The organism is Sphingobacterium sp. UBA3549, assembly GCF_002376635.1.
GTDB lineage: Bacteria > Bacteroidota > Bacteroidia > Sphingobacteriales > Sphingobacteriaceae > Sphingobacterium.
Genome location: NZ_DFOE01000022.1, coordinates 1 through 18078 on the forward strand (window position 1 = coordinate 1; position 18078 = coordinate 18078).

Consider the following 18078-nt stretch of genomic DNA (forward strand, 5'->3'; position numbering starts at 1 on the left):
AATAAATTTGAGACAGCTTCTTATTGTAAATTAACGTGGATTTTGAGGAATTCCTGCTATCCTCACAATATCTGCCGGCAGAGGTAATGCATACCTGTTTTCGTTGGGCACAAGCCTATATTCTTTCCCATCGACTACTCTTTTTAAGATAATCTTCTGCCCTTCCAGATTCAATCGTTTGATATCCATCCACCTCAGCCCTCGATAGACCAGCTCCTTCCGTCTTTGGATTAATATCACTTTCAGCACCTCCTCCGCCTCCGTCAAAAGATAAGGTTTATAGGTTCCTGCTTTATATCGCGTTGCCAAAAGTTTATTAAGATCTGCTTGCGCTTCTACCAACTTTCCCGCGCGCGCCAGACATTCCGCTCGCATCAGATACATTTCATCTGTCGCCACCCCCCCAAATAAGAGCGTACTTCCTGAGTACTGCCCTTTAAAATTGATTACATTATTTAACACTTTAAAATACGCTTGCTTCCGCAGGTCATTGGAATCATAAGAGCGATAGAGTACAGAGTCGATATTTGAATACGCATTACTCAATATCGTTGGCTTCAGTTCCATATAAAATGTAGTCTCTTTATTGAATAAACTAAAGGGAAAAGAGGCCGTCAATTTTACCTCATTGCTGTTATTATAATCAAGTAGCTCGTTTCGCCGTTGTAAATACAGCTCAACATATTTTAATGCCAGATCATATTGGCGCATCGAAAGATAAGCTCTTGCCAAAACTCCGTATACAGCTGGCTTACTTGGCTGTACCACATGATCCGATTCCAATGGCAGAAGCGAAATCGAAGTTTCCAGATCCGTGATCACCTTTCTATAGCTATATTCCACGGAGGCCCGTACCGATTTTACATTAAAATCCGATGTTTCCCGAAGAACAATACCTAGATCCGTCTCAGCGGTATTCTGCTCATAGGCTTTGGCATAGGTCCATAACAAACTGAGATAACTATTGGCACGAAAAAATAGGGCAGCGCCTTTAATACCGTCCCATTTTGCAGCATTCTGTTCATTTCTACCTATTTTATCAAGACGCTCCAGTACGAGATTGGCTATATATACAACATTGTACATGCTCGACCAATCGTTGGAAAAATTATATTGTGAGTCTTCCCAGATATAATCCAGCTTCTCCACATCATTCAATGCTTTGTAATTGCTCTCAGGAATAAAATAATCGTCACAGGCCTTTTCACCGCGCGAACAAAAATTATTGTTCATTACACGTACATTGTCCAGTAGTTTCTGTAAGTCATCTATTTCTTTGGGTACAACCAATTTATTGTTGGATTGTACTTCTAAATATTTATCACAAGCTCCGAAAATTAGTGTAGCAAAGCCCAAGGTTATACTTATAATTATTGTTCTCATCTCTTAATAATCTATTTGAATTCCCAATGAAAATGTTTTTGGAGGTGTTAGACGATATGCAAATTCAGGATCAATATGTTGCCTATTGGTCCTCCAGATTACACCTAGGTTAGCAATAATCCCATACAGCCTAAATTTCATTTCGTTCTTACCGGGTAGCCTATGTTCCCAGGCGGCATTAATATATTCCAAGCGGATATGGTCACCTTTGAGTATCTGGATTTCCGATTGGGTGTAAAAAGCACTGAGATTATCATTTATCGGATATTCCATTTTAGGCATGGTGGTCTGCTTTTCATCGCCAGGCTTCATCCAGCGATTTTCAAAATCGGGATAAGCCACACCCGGCTCGAAGAGTGAGTAGTAAGACGTGGACGGCTTTTGAAAATAATAATCAGCTTTAAAGCTCATGTTAAAAGACATCGAAAATGCTTTCCACGCAAAGCTATTGGTGAGATTGCCAAACAGCTGAGGTTTGGAGGAACCAATAAAGACAATACTTTCTGAATCCGAAGCGCTTTGTAAAGACGCATTTCTGATCTTGAGATATTCTGTGCTGACTTCACCGTTCAGGTACCCCTGTGGCTGCCCCTGTTCATTCAGTCCAGCCCATCGATAAGCCGCTATTGCATTTAAAGGTCTTCCTACTATCGGCGTGATGCCATTGCCATTGCCGAGAAAATTGCCGAGCCCTTGGTTCACACTTCTATAATATGCGGTCGTTTTGTTTTTATTCAGGCTTACTATTAGACTCGTACTCCATTTGAGCCTATTGATTGTATTGATACTATTCAGAGCCAGATCGAGTCCATGACCACGCATGGCGCCGACATTTTTGACCACTGTTGCCTGTGCTCCCCAGGTTGTATAATCATAATCTGTGGTACCATACAGGTCTTTTCCATTTTTCACATAATAGTCAACACAGCCTGAGATCCGGTTTTTAAGTAAAGCATAATCCAATCCTAAATTGAAAGTTCCGACCTTCTCCCATCGCAGCGAAGGATCATTTAGGTTTCGGATATTCAACATGGGGTAATTCGTATATCGGGCTGTCTCGATATTTGCAATGGGTTCGGGCGTCCTGGTCAGATCAACGTTACCACTGTAACCAAATGTAGCTCTGAGTTTAAGATTATTCAACCAAGACAGCTCAATAAACTGTGCTTTGCCGAGATCCCAAAAACCACCGACAGACCATAGTGGGGACCATTTATCATTTGTATTGGCTCCAAATATATTGGCTCCATCCTGCCTAAAACTGAAAGAAATGGCATATTTCTCCTTCCATATATCAGAAAAATTGATGTATGTCGAAACAAACCTATTGACCGTTTTTGTGAAATCCGGACTTCCCACGATTGTCTGTAATAGTGCGTCAGGACTCGTGCGGTAAAGGTTTATAAAGTCAACAGCCTGCGACGTCAGGGGGATGCTGTTGTATCCATACACAGTATAGGCTGCTCCACGCTGTGTATTCTGCCGCATCTCCCCACCAACGATGCCGATTAAGTGATGCGCACGTAATCGTTTATCTAAATTGAGCTGACTACGCACCGTGTACGACTGCCCCTCACTTTCACCAATTTTGTTAATTCCCGCACGCGGCACTGGATAGCTTACTTTTCCTGTCACCGGATCCACCTGTGTAAATTTATTGATCAGCAGACGAGCACTATAACTTTCTATCTCACTTAAAAACTCACTCTTGGAAGCCTGTTTTTGATATTGTCCTGAAGCGGTAAACTTGAGGTAGGGCAAGATCTGATAAGATATACCGGCCGATGCAAAGAGCTCAGTCAAGTTTTTGGTCGTCTTCGAATAGTTATATTCGGACAGCGGGTAGTAAGACCAGTCTAAATAATTAGCACCAAAATTCTGGTCGAGATACGACCTTCTAAAATTTCCATCAAACGATATTTCCTTACCGTCATTATCAAAGAACTGCATATAGGGAACCGATTTGCTGCCATAGCTCAGGCTGGAATAATCAGGTCTCCCCGATTGATCCCTATGATCGGTATAGTTCACATTCAAATCTACCTGCAAGTTTGCGATCGGACGATAAATATTTGAAAATAGCATATTCCATTTTCTATTTCGGCTATCTAATTCAGTTGTTGTTTTCGTATAGCCTAATCCTAGCCCATAGCTATTTTTTGCATTGCCGCCAGCGATATGCAAGTTATACTGCATGGACATCGGTGATGTATAAAAAGCATCTGAATAATTCTTCAAACCGTCCTGCGCCAAGAAGTTATTGATTGCCTCTGCGGAATCCAATGACGAAATCTTTCCATTTTTTGTACGGTCCAAAATATCAATTACAGGAGTCATTGCTACATAAGGAAATGATTGTAGAAAAACATCATAATGTCCCCCATCGAACAGCATCTTTTCAATAGCAATAAAATCGGCATTGGGAACCTGATACAGCTGCGACAGATTCGGGCGATCTTTAAAGATCATCGTACTTCCAAACGTAATTTTATTGCGGGTATTTGTCCCTATCATACCTTTCTTGGTGGTCAGTACAATTACACCATTTCCTGCCCGGGCGCCCCATATAGCACTCGCCGCAGCATCTTTCAAAACCGTAGCCGACTCAATCATCGCAGGGTCTATGTTGGTAATATCACCCTCATAGATAAACCCGTCCAGCACAATTAAAGGATCAAGATTACCGTTAATGGTACTTAGTCCCCGAACAGAGATATTTAGCTTCTGCTGCATTCCATTTTTGATCGGCTGATTGTCATAGCGAAGAGCAGGTACAACATTGTTAAGACGCTGCAGGATATTGGTCCCGACCTGCTGATCCAACATTTTTCGGGAAATTACATTTATAGCACCCGTGACTTCGTTTGCCCGAAGTGTCTGATAGCCGGTGTTTACCTGTACCTCCTGCAAATAGTTTTCTTCCTTTTGAAGCAATAAGACTGCATTATCTTTAAAATAACCTCCGGCCACAGTGCGGCTGTGATATCCCACCGAACTGACTGCCAACGAGTCCCTATCGACAATACCATTTACAACAAACTGCCCCTTGTCATCAGTACGTGTTACCTGCTGTTTATTGATCACGCGAATATTGGCATTCGGCACAGGAGACCTATCCGTACTATTTAATACAAATCCTTTAATCTCCATACGTTGCATATGCTGAGCCTTGCCCAGCAAGATGCTTACGCTGCATAGCAGCGTTAATAATCCTACTTTCATTATTTCGGACTAGTAGATTGGATAAACCAAAGGATAAGTTTTGTATTCTTTCACAGCACTAAACACTATCCCTCTTTCATTCAGAAAAGTTAACTTCTCTTGTTCTGTCCAACGGACAAAACCAGCAGGTATGGTGATATCGATATTAAAATTTTCCTTCTCTTGCAATTCGGTCGGAAGATCAAAAGCATAAAAGAGATTCTGCAGAAATAGACCGATAGGAATATTCTGATAGAAAGCCTCTTCACCTATCCCTTGAAAGCGTGCAATTGAAGCTTTTCTACTGGTAAGAATATTTTTGATCTTGTCGGAGAATCGTATTTTATACAGTTCGATGCTGTCGCTTCTACGCGCAACAGCAATTTTAAAATAGTTCTGAAATTCGCGACAAAAAATATCTGCAAATTGTGAGCGGGATACTGAGTCATAGGTATAAAACTGATACCAATACTTATTTTGGGTGCTATTTAAGTTCAACAACTTTTCTTTGAACTGTCTACCTAGAAGAGTATCTATGACCAGATCATTTTGCCGGAATCCCTTTAGCGCCTGACCATAGGCTTGAAAGAGCATAAACTGTAGGCTCTGATTGCCCATTTGAAGGAACGTTGTCCCATTCTTATGGTTCAGATTCGGGTAAACAGGCAGGTAATGTTCTCTATATCCTCCAAATGCAGAAATGTAATGCAGGCCGACAGTATCCAGTAGCGGTTCAGCAGCACTCCGAATGAGGTTTTTATAATTGCCTTCGTTCTTTAACACGGCGTTTCCATCCATCAGAGCCTGAATATTTTTGTCCGTCAGTGAATGCGAGCTGGTCATGGCAACAAACTCACCTTTTGCATCAATCACAGCCAATGCAGGCAGGGTATTATGCGCAAACAATGCGGTAAATATGGTATCATCTAATACTGTGGGTAGAGAGGGCGTAAAATTAAAATCAGCTTTAAATTTCTCAAATCTAGTCTTTATCCGTTTTGCTGTATCTTTATTCCGCTTACTATTCACCATTACAACCTGCATTTTATTTGGAAAACGCTGCTGGATCAATTCCATCTTTGGAATTCCTTCAATGCAGCTTGGGCAGCCCGTTGACCAGAAGTCTAACAAGATCAGTTTCCCTTTCAGATCGGCGAACTTGACTGTTTTCTTTTTTCCATTGAAATAATTGAGTTCAAGCGACTGGTTCCATACCGCATCCGGGATTTTATCGCCCGGTTTGAGGGCAATGAGATCAGTTAGCCCATCGGCCCCGCTGTCCTTGCGAGGCGTCTGAGCCGATAAACTAAACATAGAAACTAAACATAAAAACAAGCATGTCAAAATCATGCGATAGGCACGTTTATAATCTGCAACGAATAAAAGGTATTTTAAAGCTCGCTGAACAACTGGGCATATTAATCCAAGCAAAGTGTTAAGTTGCAATATAAGAGAGGTACATATCGCCTTAAAACACCTCAAAACAGATCGTTTAGGTTTCACTCTATTGATTGGCATAGGATTTACTACTAATTTCTCAACCAATACCTGCTCAATAGGTGACCAATTCCCCCCTTTCTCCCAGCGTTGTTCGAATTTTCTTCGGGTGGGCTTCGGGTCTCCTTCGGATAAAATTCGAGTAACGGTAAAGCAAAACCCGAGGCCGACCGTATGAAAGGCAGGAATTGGGGCGAAGTTGGTCAGGAAAAAGTCCTTAGAAGATGATATCTCTCCCCCTGGTCGGCTGGCCTTTGGCTCAGCTTTGGGATTTCTTCGGGACATATTCGAGACAGGTTTGGCATCTCTTCGACTCGGCTTCGGCAGGGCTTCGACTACGCTTCGGGTAGGAGTCGAAGCGCAGTCGAACAACAGTCGAAGCGTTCCCGAAGAAGAGGCGACGTTGGTACGACGCCGTGCCGAACGATCCTCAAACAAAAGCCGAAGGCTGTTCGAAGAATCAGCTGCTTTTATTCGATTCTGAATTTCACTAGTATAGCGTTTTTTTAGTCTAACATTCTTACGCAACTGTTGCGTAAATCGTGCTATAGCTGCACTTAAGTAGTGCTTAACGCGTACTTGAAATATATAGGTTATATAGCCCCTTAAAAAGGCTAGTAATTTTAGGGTATTCATCATTTAGTTTGTTAGTGGTTACTTCGATAATCTACTGAAGAACTCGGCGATTTCTCTGCTCAATTCGATCTCTCTTTTGATGCGCAATTTAGCCTCAGCAGACAGCTGCATTTTACTAGGATCGATATAACGATAATTGGCAACACAATAAGCAATCAATACGCGGTACAATGCAGTTGCAAATTCCTGCATTTTTACATCTTCAAGGAGTTTATTTTCTTCTAAACCACCATCGAGATACGTGCTCAACAGTTGCAATATATTAGCAGATATAGTCTCTAGCGCATATTCATTCCAGAATGCTTCAATATCCTTAATAAGCTCATAGTCGTCCTTATGGACATCAAAAATTATCAAGTCAAAAGCAAGTTGTAGCGCTAAAATCCTGTTCATTTTTCAGTAAATCTTCGTAACCGAAAGTACATAGCATCCCCCTCTCCGATCGAAATCAGCTTTTTATTGGGAGACTGATGTTACTCAGTTCACATTAGTAATAATTAATTCATTCAGGGAGCCAGAACGCGTTTGAATGAGGGGTCACATTGGTGTATAATATTGGCGTTACGCGTTCCATGGCGAGAGAAGCCAAATCTTATTTGGCCAAACCAGCCGAGCTACTCGGGGGCTGTGATGATGTTCTTTGATTGTTGCTTTTTGTTCATAACTCGTTTTATTGGTAACGAGTCTTGTCGGTTAGTCGCCTAATGATAAATGTGGGACTGCACACCGTACCTGAAATAAAGTTTCTGACGCCTTACACACCACGGATTTACAGCAGTACCCACATCTATCTGTTATGCAAATATAGCATAAAAGTATAGACATGGGTGTTTAATCTGCTGTCTTGCGGTGTGGCGTCAGAAAATACAGGCACAAGACTCTTGATTTAAACACCTAAACTATAGATGACTGATCTAATATTTTACTAAAACAAAGATAGCAAAATGGTTTTAAAAAATCAAATTATTACATATAAACATGATACATATTTTTCTTTACCAACTTGGACAATGGCAAAATCAGTTTTTATCTTTCCCATACAACTCTTCAGTATTAATGCTGTTAGACGTATAAGAATTCATTTCAATTTATCTGCTAGCCAGCTATCCAAAGGCATTGGAAAAAGTTCCAACTATATTGGCACAATGGAAAATGAACAGAATGAAGGAAGCTATAGTGACCAAGTTTTATCAGATATAATACTTTATATCAATAAATTTATAAGTGAAAACCCTAACTTAGAACTAGAGTTTAAAGGCAAAAATCATTATACAATTTATGATTTATATCCTTCAGAAGTAGTAAGCAACGAAAAAGTAGCTAAAAAGGTCGATTCTATTCCTCCTGGATCTGGTCCAACTATTACTTTAAATGCCATAATAGAAGCGACAGATTTTTTTAAAACTTCTCATACGTTAAAAGAAATTGTTGAAGAGTGTAATAGAGTTCAGAACAAGAATTGGGTTTCTCAAGATTTTACTCAGCCTTTGGAAAATGCAGTAAAAGGTAAAAATAAAAGACTGAAGGTAGTGCTTAAAGGCGACCTTAATACATACATCCTTATCGGTAAGCAGAAAAAGGATTAGTATCTTTGAGGTCAAAGAAATAGCCAATTTTATGCAAGCTGATCTTAAATTTGAAATAATTAATATTAATGCCATGCCCAGAATAGAGGTCGAGAAAATGCTCAATATTTTTCTTTTGAGGAAGAAAAGAGGCTATAATCAATTCGAGCTTTCTTTCCTCATGGGACAACGGGACTTTTATGTTCGTGACGCAGAAGATCCCACCCATACCTTAATTTACTCCGTACCTTTTAATAATATATTTCGTGAGATTTTCGATTGTGATATTGATCGAATAGTACCAGATATCACTAATTCAGATTTTACAATCCAAATATCTATAGCAAAGAGTGAATCTGACTTTGCTGTTTATAAAGCTAAAAAAATCCTCAAAGATGGCAGAATAGAATTTGTCGCTATCTTATCTGCTGAACCAAAAGATTTATTACTAGAATCCCCAAGTATAATCAAGGAGCAATCAGTTAAAGATTGGGTACTGCACCAAATCTCTTCAGGATATTTTAGCGAACCTAAAAATGCCTTACAGATTCTCAAAGATTGTGAGAAAGAATTCGATAGTCCAGTACGTCCATTATTTCTTGCAAATTCTTTAAAAACTTGTAATGGAACTAAAGGAACTCCTAAGTTGACGAGCAAGAAAGATGAGAATGGGAGGTCTGTTTATTTTAAAAATAATTAAATTAAACCATTGAAGCTAACGAAAACAAAACTAATCGCTAAAGTCAAAGCACCTTTAGAAAAATTGGGATATATATTTTTTAAAGAACCCATTTCTAGTGCGCAGGGATTTTTTTCAAAGAAGTTAGATAATGGTTTCTACTTGACCCTAGGTTTAACCATTTCCAGATATATGGAGAGCAATTTTACTGGATCTTTTTATTATTCCAAAACAACCCGATGGGCAGCTGTTTGGGATGATATCCCGGAAGAAAGTTATTTACGCCCAGGCTCCTTAATGTCAACAGAGGAACGGAAAGTTTATTTTGACAATGAAAATGAAAAATTGTGCGATTATTGGTGGGATGGTTTTGATAATTCATCGGTCGCTTCTTTTATCGAAGTCATCAAACTCACCGAATCGAGATTGTATGAAGACCGATTGTTGACAAAAAGGATTGAAGATAGCCGCAGTGTATCTCAATTAAAAAATTACGCTGATGAAGTAAAGAAATTGGTCGCCGACATTGAAAAACTGAATTCCACATACTCTTATTTACCAGATAAAGAAGTAAACGGATTACCTATGCGGTGGTTTAAAACTAGCGAGTATGTCTTAAAAAGACAGAATGGTATACTCAATAAGAATACTGTTAAAAATTTGGCATCTGATGCTTTTATTCAAAGTACAATTGACAACCTTTCAAACATAGGAATAGGAAAATAATTAGCTATTTTCTCATATCTCTCTTTTTAGCATTATGATTGTACCGCTTTCCATCTTTTGCGCCACTCCAGACCTCAGTAACACTATGAATTTTATGAGTAGCCACTTTTTCGGAAAGCACCAATTTCCGACAAACTTTTCCAAAAGTCCTATTCCATCTTTTTTTATCTTGCTTTTCAGACTCTGAAGTGGTAATCCCGAATATTTTAGTTTTTCGTAGCGATCGAGACATAAATTTACCGTTTGACATAAATATACCATTACTTACCCTATTCACTGGTAAGAGACATCATAAAAAAGCTGCATGTGAAAAATTCCAAAACATTAGGGAATTTCATAAAAGAAGCAGATATCAAATGGAGAAATACATTCATTGTTATTTTTCATTAGCAGCAGTTAAATTACTTTATTTAAATTAGGCTATAATGTTAATATAACCAATCATGAAGGAGCGTTATTATCTCGACAGACAAACTAAAATGATGGAAAAAATAAACAGATAAATACAAAAATGATCATTGAAGGCCAAATAATCAACCGTCCCTATTCCGGAGAATACGAAGAAAGAATCTATGATAATAATAGTCCATGGAATTCTCAGGGTTGGACATATATCAAATTTACAAACGATGATTGTTCAGAGTGGTGCGGTGTCTTTAGAGGTTTTCCGAAAGCCGTCTCGATTTCATCGATAAAAAATATCATCTTGGTTTTGACCTCAGATTATCTATATCAGCTTAGTATCAATGGTGATCAAGTGGATCTCGAAGAACAGTCACAATATCAAAACTTAACGGCAACACCTTTCGGGGATTTTATATTAGCAGACTATTCTTATGTTATTAAGATCATCAATAGTATACAACATCAAGAGAAAATTTCAAGCCCAATTGAAATGGACAATATCAGATTCAAAACTTGGAATGGACCAATACTTGAATTTACCTGTGATGAGTTTTGTAATTGGAATAGGCACTTAAATATGATCTATAATAGCGAAACAAATAAAATTGAAATAAAAAATGAGAGCACCTGATTTTGAAATTGTAGGTAAGAATGGAATTGTTTCTAAATCGTTCAACAATTTGAAGGTTAAAAGTTTTGTTGAAGCTTGTAAATGGGTAGACAAACTTGATTATAGGAGAAACAACGATAAGAATAATAAGCTTGTTTTATTTGAAGAGCTATGTGGCACTTGTAGCACAAAACATGCAGTGTTAAAAAGATTGGCTGACGAGAATGGAAATAATTACCTTAAATTAGTTCTTGGCATATTTAAAATGAATAGTGACAACACTCCAGTAATAACGAATCTTCTAAACAAATTTAATTTAAAATATATCCCAGAAGCCCACAATTATTTGCGAAATAATAATCACATGCTGGACTTTACTGGCATTGGTGTAAACGTTGACGAATTTGAACTGGACCTTTTAGAAGAAATCGAGATCAGCCCCGATAAAATTACTGACTTCAAGGTTCAGTATCACAAAGATTACTTATCTCGCTGGATCGAGATCAATAAGATTCCATATACATTAGATGAGCTCTGGAAAATAAGGGAGGAATGTATTGCAGCATTAGCTCAGCAATAAAAAATTAGTAAACGCCTTATCTCCTTTCTTTATGACTTTTCAAGTACTCATTAAATTTTTTAGCGCTAAGATTTATCTTTATTCCAGCCTGCTCACAGTAATCGTTTTCAGCTTTTTTATATCGCAACCCTTTGTACAAGAAAAACAAAAAGTCAATTACAAACACTTAACATACATTCCAAAAAGTTATAATTTAGACACCTTTAAATATCCTTTGGTTATCTATCTTCACGGTGGATCACAAAAAGGAAATGATTTAGAAAAGCTTAAGGTCTATGGTCTTCCCTATTTAGTAGACAAGGGAAAGGATTTCGATTTTGTTATGGTCGCACCCCAATGTCCAGAAGGTAGATATTGGTCTACGGAAAATTGGTTTGATTCGCTATACAATGAAGTAACCGCAAACTACCGCATCGACAAAAGTCGTGTTTATGTAACCGGAATAAGTATGGGAGGTTATGGAACATACGTCGCCGCATTGGATCACCCCGAGAAAATAGCAGCTATTGTGCCATTATGTGGAGGAGTAAACGATAGTGACACCACTCGCATTTGCACCCTCAAAGATATTCCCATTTTAACGTATCATGGCACGGCTGATAAAGAAATTTCCATACATGAAACAGAACGAATAGCCAACTCCCTAGGGAAGTGCAATGGCAATATCACCTTCCATCGAATAGAAGGTGAAGGCCACGGAATTCAATATCTTTATGAGACTAAGCATGAGATCTATGAGTGGTTGTTGAGGCAGAGGAAAGTGACAAATGTTAAATAACTTTTAAGCATAGGTTAGCATTAATTTTATTGAATTATGTATATTAGAATGTGCTAGTCCTAAAAAATGCTATAGTTATAACCGGCTTAAGATGATTACCAAAGAAATACAGAATATCTTCGAATTCATTAGCTTTCTAGATTCAAACAAAAATGATTATATCCAAAAGTATTTACCGGTTTGTGAAGAACTCGAAAAGCAAATAAGACAAAGGAATCAATTAAAACCTCACAATAATTATCGTGATAAACAGCAGTATGATCTCCTTCAAGAGGAAATAAGCCCTAAATTTGATATTCTTCTTTCAAATATATATTATCCTGTGATGGACAAATTGTCCGAATTAAAAATTTGGTCGGGAGATCAAGCAAAATCGAGTATCAGCAATAACGTTTCATCCGCAGCAACGAATTTTAAATCTACCTTTGAGTCTGATGATGTTCCGGTAGTAATTGCATACAAGAATAAGTATCTCAATTTCAGAAAAGAAACAAATTCAAATTTCCTTACGCTTGAATTAGTGTTCTCACTGTTAGATAGAGACCTCAAGGAGCTATTTGATTATTTCAAAGACTCTGAAGAAGATGAATTTAACGCTTTAATGGCTGAAGTAATTGAATGTAGCTCTTTAGAAGAAGCGACAAGGTTACACCACGAAAATCCATCGCAAAATAAAAGGTTTTCGATTCCTTCTCTAAATGCAGCTAATAATAATGAGGGGGAAATACTTGAGATCGAGCGCTATGAGATGTTTACGTATCCAACAGGTAAGAAAACAAAAAGTTCATATGAAGAGGCGATCTATCGTATCAAATTATTGAAGAGATTCATTGAAAATAACAATGGCAATAAGGTCTTCAGGAGCCCTGAAAATCAAAATGAGTCTACGTTCCAATTGGTTTTAAAATCAATTTGTTCAGACTCAATCTGGGATATAAATTCAGAAGTTGACAACGGAAGAGGGCCAGTCGATTTTACCGTTTCCAACGGTGCAAATGACAAAACAGTAATCGAACTTAAGCTCGCGAAAAGCTCTAAGCTTAAACAAAATCTCCAATATCAAGTTGATATCTATAAAAAAGCTAACAATACTGATCTATCTGTAATTGCCATTTTGCACTTCAATAAAAACGAAAGTGCTCGTGCTTCAAAGATTCTAAAGGAACTCAAATTAGATAAACATAAAAACATTATACTGATTGATGGAGAAGAAAAGCCCTCGGCTTCGAATGTAAAAAATGTAGATTAGTGTTCTTTCCATCTTCAAATCACTCTAACACCTAATACATTCTGCACGATAAGTTTGAAAATTGATAAAATCTTCCTATAATTGTCTATGCTTGTTGGCAAGCTAGCTCGTTCGTGCAAAGATTTCATCAGCCAATAGTTTAATAATGCAACCTTACCTGCTTATTACTCGACTAAGATTACGAACGCAAATATTCTGAGTAATAGGTTGGTGTAAAGGAATGTATTATGACAACTATTAATTACTTTAAACTTCAAGCGAAAAATCTTCACAAAGATTTTAAAACTCAAAAAACTTATTTTGATCCCAATTACGGCCGCAATCTGTATGAATATGCGCCAACATTTTTCGACGTAGACGCACTGGCTCTAGATTTCGATATCGACGAAGATAATTTCACTCTCATGAATGCCCAGCATTACATTGCTAAATTGGCTGGATTTAAAAAATGGGCCGAAATGCTGAAAGCCTCTCCCCATGCTCTAGAATTGTCGAAATTATTATTTGACAATATGCATAAAGTCAGTGTCATCGAGTGGGAGATTTACATCTCTATCCGAGAGGCTGAGAACGGCTTTATATTTGAAGACGAATTAAAACTAGAAATTTTTAAAGATGTATTTGCCAAAACAAACGGCCATCAAAGTAATGGTTACGATTATCGTTTGAGCAAAGGGGAAGAACCTTCTAATGAAAATCAATTAATTAAGCACAAGAAAACCCAAAGCAATAAAAAAAACAAAAGCGTCATGCAAATTTCGACGTTACCATTATCAAAAACAGATCTTAAAGAATTTATTGACGTTGCTAATTGGAAGTTCGAGGAGCTAATGCAAATGGTGGAACCCAATTTTCCTGATTTAGTTCGTAGTTTATGGAATCCAAAAGATTATATTGATGAAATTTTAGATCCAAGTAAGTTGCCAATCGATCGAAATTATGCACTTTCTTTGATTGAATCCTTCCTGTTACATCATTTTATTGCACTGGCGGCGGAGACTGATGAGCAGGAAATGAAACTTAATTGAGAAGATTTTACCTATTGAATTTATTTATAGGGCAGCATGCTAGTCTGCTTTTAAAGAAATAATTTAGAGAAAGATAACAAATGTACTTTTATTAAAGAATGAAAGTGCATTTTGTATGGACAATTATGGTTTCCCGTAATTTATCTAAAGACTTTTTATTGACCTTTATATCAATGTAGATTAGAAAAGGTAAACAATTCTACTGACTGTTAGATAAAGAACCTGAGGTTGCACCTTTATGTTATAAGGTGACTTTATTTCTAACAAAAAGACAACTTGAAGAGCTCTATATTTTTAAGAACCAAATAATCATAATTGCTTTTTTGATAAAGTGTGTTTATATTAGAGATAACCATATAATAGAATTGACCAACTTAGAAACTTACAATAAGTGTAAAAAAGCACAAATTTTTGGCCTATCAAAACGCTATAATCAAAAACAACCATTTACAATTATTGGAGGTCTATAGATACCGTTAATATGAAAAAGCATCCCTCAAATCAAACAAGTATGACTCTTCTCTATGATGTTTCTTTTACTTTGGATAAACCAATGTTTTACCATTATGAGAAACATAAATTTGGAACATTATCACGACTTTGTATCAATAATGGTGATCATAAAGCCACTATAGATAATATTGGAGAGCGGAATAAAATTACCTGTGAGGATGGGAACTCTTTTATTACAGCGTTACATCGCAAAGGGGACAATTATATATTTGATGGAAATATTCAAGCGATCGACATTCCGCAAGATATAAGAAGAAAGGACATCGCAATTCAAGGAAAAGGTACAGATGGCAGTTCATTAAGACCGGCTCAAATTGGTGCAATTTATTCCTTATTATCACATTGGTCGTTGTCAAATGAACCAGCAACAATTGTCTTGCCTACTGGCACAGGTAAAACTGAGACCATGTTGGCCCTCTGTCTCGCAGATGACGCTAAAAAAATTTTGGTTATTGTGCCTTCTATAGATTTAAAATATCAAACTTCAAGGAAATTTTCAGATTGGGGTATTTTACGAGATTTAGGTGTAATCAGCCATAAAACACTTAATCCATGTGTCATGGTTTTAGAGAGAACTCTTAGTGAAATCTCGGCAATCTCGGTTATGGAAAAAGCTGAAATTGTAATTACAACCCCTGCATTAATCGCTCGGGCAAACCAAGACATTAAAAACTGGATAACAACTGCATTTTCACATGTCTTCTTTGATGAAGCACATCATATGCAAGCAAAAGAATGGAGTTTATTAAAGTCCTTGCTTAATAAAGCTAAAATTGTACAATTCACCGCTACTCCGTATCGCTATGACAGAAAACCGATCGAAGGCAAAATAGTCTATAACTATCCTTTGTCCCAAGCACTAAAAGATAATTGCTTTTCTAAAATATCTCTAATTTCGGTAGATGAACGGCATCCACTTAAGAAGGATCGCGCGATCGCTTTCGCTGCCTATGAAAAATTGCAGGCTGATAGGGCAAACGGTTTTGATAAACATAAGATGATGGTAAGGGCCGACAAGCTCGGCTATGCTACATCTTTATATGGACAATATAAAGAGTGGTTCCCAAAAGAAAGAATTGCATTGATACATTCTCAAACAAGAGGTAGAAAATTTTTAATTGAATCGATAAAAAAAGGGGATTATGACATAATAATATGTGTTGACATGCTTAAAGAAGGATTTGACTATCCTGAATTTAAAATTGCCGCAGTACATCGATTACATCAATCCTTAGGTGTGCTTTTGCAATTTATCGGCCGTTTTGCAAGGGTTAAAACAGGCTTAGGAGACGCTTCTTTTATTGTTAATTATGCTGATGACAATCTTTCTACAGAATTAGAGAACCTTCTTCAAGAAGGAGATGGATGGGAACACGTCATCAGTGAAATCGCTGATGCAAAGAAAACACAAGCCGAGTCTCTTTTAGCTTTCTTGCAAGGCTGTAAACCTTATTCAGGTTTCGATTCGCCGAATATTGAATTGAACCCCAAAACAGTTTATCCTGCTCTGAGTTCAATGTTTTTTAAAACAAATAAAATTGAGTGGAATAACTTCAAAAATGCGTTCAATCTTAATAAATTCTCGCTTACGCAACCTTATATTAATGAAGCTGAAAACGTATTTTATTTTTCGACCCAAAAACGAGAAAAGGTAAAATGGGCAAAGACAGATAAAATAAAAGATCAGACTTGGAACCTGATCGTAATGTATTGGGATAAAACGAGTAAGTTACTATATATCCACAATTCAGATAAGTCAGTAGATACACTGGAATTAGCAAAAAAAATAAGTATTAGTGATCCTATACATTTAAATGGAGATTGTGTATTTCGATCATTCCACGAGATTAAGAGATTGAGTATAGTTCACGCAGGGATTTTCAAACCAGCAAATCATCTTCATCGTTATTCCAGACTTAGTGGCGCCGACGTAACTACTGAATTATCTAAATGGAAAAGCGGTATTAATGTAAAAAAATCAGATTTTGTCGGAATTGGTTTTAGAGATGGAGAACCAGAAAGTGTAGGCGCATCTGTAAAAGGAAAAGTATGGAGTCCCGCTAGAATTGGAGATCTAACTGAATGGAAGAAATGGTGCCTTAAGATTGGAGCGATGATTACAGATGAATCAATTGATTCCAATCAACTTCTGAAGGATTCCGCAAAAAAAATTCAGCTTACGAAATATCCTAAAGATCTTACAATCCTATCAACGGACTTTAACGAAGAATTATATAGTAAGATCCATAAATTGGTCGTAACGCGAAAAGGTGCAAATCCGGTGATGCTTTCAGAATGCACAATAAGGAATATCGGGATAAATCCAAAAAAGGCAGATTTTTGTTTAACGATTTATGATAAGGAAATTAACTTCTCAATTACATTAGGTGGAGAAAATGGACATATTGTAGAGGGAATAGATGGTTTTGATATTTTTGTAGAGGGCCTAAAGAGTGAAAAAATAACATTAAAAAAGCTATTTGAAGAGAATCCTCCGACGATGTTTTTAATAAATGGTTCAACCATTTCGGGAAGTATCCACACCGATTACAATATGTTGGAAAGCGCTTCATTGACAATACCTCAAGACAGAATAAACGTATTACAGTGGACGAATGTCATATTTGCAACTGAATCTATGTACAAAAACGGAAAAGCCCGTAAAAATTCTATTCAAGAATATGTTATGCAAGAAATGGTTTCACAAGGTGCACGAATCGTTTTTAATGATGATAATTCTGGAGAATCAGCTGATGTGATTGCCATTTTCGAAGAAGCAGATTGTATTAGGTTTGAACTTATTCATTGTAAATATTCAAAATCCAAATTAGGAGCGACGAAAGGTGATTTATTTGAAGTTTGTGGTCAGGCAATTATATCGCTGAGATATAAATGGAAACCAGAAGAATTACTTAAACATATGGAAAGACGAGACGGAATGGGAGTACTCAAAGGACAGCGCTACTATCATGGAGATGGTCGAGACACCACATATATCAAAAAGGCTATAAAATATTCAAATGTTAAATTTGGATTTTCGATAGCACAACCGGGTATTAAAGCATCTAAAATAACTCCGGAAATAACGTCTTTTCTAGGTTCAATTTATACAACTATAATTGAAATGACCGAGACAAAACTAAAATGCTATTTTAGTTAAATACTAACAAAAATTTGAGCCTGGGACCAGAACTATTCGTGGGTGCAGTCCATTTTAAAGTATATAAA

Annotated in this window: 14 protein-coding genes; 9 read left to right on the forward strand and 5 right to left on the reverse strand. The window is 37.2% G+C overall.

The genetic code is table 11. The features are described 5' to 3' along the window. Positions 1–30: 30 nt before the first annotated feature. From B2W36_RS11720 to B2W36_RS11735, 4 genes are read right to left on the reverse strand one after another with little or no spacing between them, the layout of a single operon-like run. Positions 31–1383, reverse strand: a complete 1353-nt coding sequence (locus B2W36_RS11720) for a RagB/SusD family nutrient uptake outer membrane protein (RefSeq protein ID WP_293887830.1) — start codon at positions 1381–1383, stop codon at positions 31–33. A gap of 3 nt (positions 1384–1386) precedes the next feature. Beyond that, a complete protein-coding gene (locus B2W36_RS11725) occupies positions 1387–4605 on the reverse strand; it encodes a SusC/RagA family TonB-linked outer membrane protein (RefSeq protein WP_293887831.1) in 3219 nt (1072 codons plus the stop codon). 9 nt (positions 4606–4614) lie between these two features. Beyond that, positions 4615–6717, reverse strand: coding sequence for a TlpA family protein disulfide reductase (locus B2W36_RS11730; RefSeq protein ID WP_293887832.1), 2103 nt, complete (start codon positions 6715–6717; stop codon positions 4615–4617). 18 nt (positions 6718–6735) lie between these two features. Then, positions 6736–7110: a hypothetical protein gene (locus B2W36_RS11735; protein WP_293887833.1), complete on the reverse strand. Its 375-nt coding sequence runs from the start codon at positions 7108–7110 to the stop codon at positions 6736–6738. Positions 7111–7661: 551 nt separating this feature from the next. On the opposite strand from B2W36_RS11735, the gene B2W36_RS11740 reads away from it, so the two are divergent. The 3 genes from B2W36_RS11740 to B2W36_RS11750 are packed head-to-tail and all read left to right on the forward strand — an operon-like array spanning position 7662 to position 9687. Next, on the forward strand, positions 7662–8303 hold the full coding sequence (locus tag B2W36_RS11740; RefSeq protein ID WP_293887834.1) for a hypothetical protein: 642 nt from the start codon (positions 7662–7664) through the stop codon (positions 8301–8303). Positions 8304–8334: 31 nt separating this feature from the next. Next, the gene (locus tag B2W36_RS11745) at positions 8335–8982 is read left to right on the forward strand and encodes a hypothetical protein (RefSeq protein ID WP_293887835.1); all 648 of its coding nucleotides are present in this window, start codon (positions 8335–8337) and stop codon (positions 8980–8982) included. 9 nt (positions 8983–8991) lie between these two features. After that, complete coding sequence (locus B2W36_RS11750; RefSeq protein WP_293887836.1) at positions 8992–9687, forward strand: hypothetical protein; 696 nt, start codon at positions 8992–8994, stop codon at positions 9685–9687. A 4-nt stretch (positions 9688–9691) separates the two neighbouring features. On the opposite strand, the gene B2W36_RS11755 is transcribed toward B2W36_RS11750, so the two are convergent. Continuing rightward, positions 9692–9937 (reverse strand): hypothetical protein, encoded by a 246-nt coding sequence (locus B2W36_RS11755; protein ID WP_293887837.1) that lies wholly within the window; start codon positions 9935–9937, stop codon positions 9692–9694. Between the two features lie 261 nt (positions 9938–10198). Here B2W36_RS11755 and B2W36_RS11760 point away from each other — a divergent pair, with 261 nt between their 5' ends. From B2W36_RS11760 to B2W36_RS11785, 6 genes are all read left to right on the forward strand, one after another. Continuing rightward, the gene (locus B2W36_RS11760) at positions 10199–10723 is read left to right on the forward strand and encodes a hypothetical protein (RefSeq protein WP_293887838.1); all 525 of its coding nucleotides are present in this window, start codon (positions 10199–10201) and stop codon (positions 10721–10723) included. Beyond that, positions 10710–11282: a hypothetical protein gene (locus B2W36_RS11765; protein ID WP_293887839.1), complete on the forward strand. Its 573-nt coding sequence runs from the start codon at positions 10710–10712 to the stop codon at positions 11280–11282. Before B2W36_RS11760 ends, B2W36_RS11765 begins: the two co-directional genes overlap by 14 nt. A 31-nt stretch (positions 11283–11313) precedes the next feature. After that, the gene (locus B2W36_RS11770) at positions 11314–12060 is read left to right on the forward strand and encodes a prolyl oligopeptidase family serine peptidase (protein WP_293887840.1); all 747 of its coding nucleotides are present in this window, start codon (positions 11314–11316) and stop codon (positions 12058–12060) included. 91 nt (positions 12061–12151) lie between these two features. Next, on the forward strand, positions 12152–13309 hold the full coding sequence (locus B2W36_RS11775) for a hypothetical protein (protein ID WP_293887841.1): 1158 nt from the start codon (positions 12152–12154) through the stop codon (positions 13307–13309). A gap of 227 nt (positions 13310–13536) precedes the next feature. Further along, the gene (locus tag B2W36_RS11780; RefSeq protein ID WP_293887842.1) at positions 13537–14337 is read left to right on the forward strand and encodes a hypothetical protein; all 801 of its coding nucleotides are present in this window, start codon (positions 13537–13539) and stop codon (positions 14335–14337) included. Between the two features lie 481 nt (positions 14338–14818). Then, a complete protein-coding gene (locus B2W36_RS11785) occupies positions 14819–18010 on the forward strand; it encodes a DEAD/DEAH box helicase (RefSeq protein ID WP_293887843.1) in 3192 nt (1063 codons plus the stop codon). The last annotated feature ends 68 nt before the right edge of the window (positions 18011–18078 follow it).

Coding starts and splice junctions, on each gene's coding strand:
- B2W36_RS11780 (WP_293887842.1), top strand. CDS start 13,537: ATGACAACTATTAATTACTTTAAACTTCAAGCGAAAAATCTTCACAAA.
- B2W36_RS11745 (WP_293887835.1), top strand. CDS start 8,335: ATGCAAGCTGATCTTAAATTTGAAATAATTAATATTAATGCCATGCCC.
- B2W36_RS11720 (WP_293887830.1), bottom strand. CDS start 1,383: ATGAGAACAATAATTATAAGTATAACCTTGGGCTTTGCTACACTAATT.
- B2W36_RS11760 (WP_293887838.1), top strand. CDS start 10,199: ATGATCATTGAAGGCCAAATAATCAACCGTCCCTATTCCGGAGAATAC.
- B2W36_RS11730 (WP_293887832.1), bottom strand. CDS start 6,717: ATGAATACCCTAAAATTACTAGCCTTTTTAAGGGGCTATATAACCTAT.
- B2W36_RS11740 (WP_293887834.1), top strand. CDS start 7,662: ATGGTTTTAAAAAATCAAATTATTACATATAAACATGATACATATTTT.
- B2W36_RS11735 (WP_293887833.1), bottom strand. CDS start 7,110: ATGAACAGGATTTTAGCGCTACAACTTGCTTTTGACTTGATAATTTTT.
- B2W36_RS11725 (WP_293887831.1), bottom strand. CDS start 4,605: ATGAAAGTAGGATTATTAACGCTGCTATGCAGCGTAAGCATCTTGCTG.
- B2W36_RS11755 (WP_293887837.1), bottom strand. CDS start 9,937: ATGTCAAACGGTAAATTTATGTCTCGATCGCTACGAAAAACTAAAATA.
- B2W36_RS11785 (WP_293887843.1), top strand. CDS start 14,819: ATGAAAAAGCATCCCTCAAATCAAACAAGTATGACTCTTCTCTATGAT.
- B2W36_RS11770 (WP_293887840.1), top strand. CDS start 11,314: ATGACTTTTCAAGTACTCATTAAATTTTTTAGCGCTAAGATTTATCTT.
- B2W36_RS11775 (WP_293887841.1), top strand. CDS start 12,152: ATGATTACCAAAGAAATACAGAATATCTTCGAATTCATTAGCTTTCTA.
- B2W36_RS11765 (WP_293887839.1), top strand. CDS start 10,710: ATGAGAGCACCTGATTTTGAAATTGTAGGTAAGAATGGAATTGTTTCT.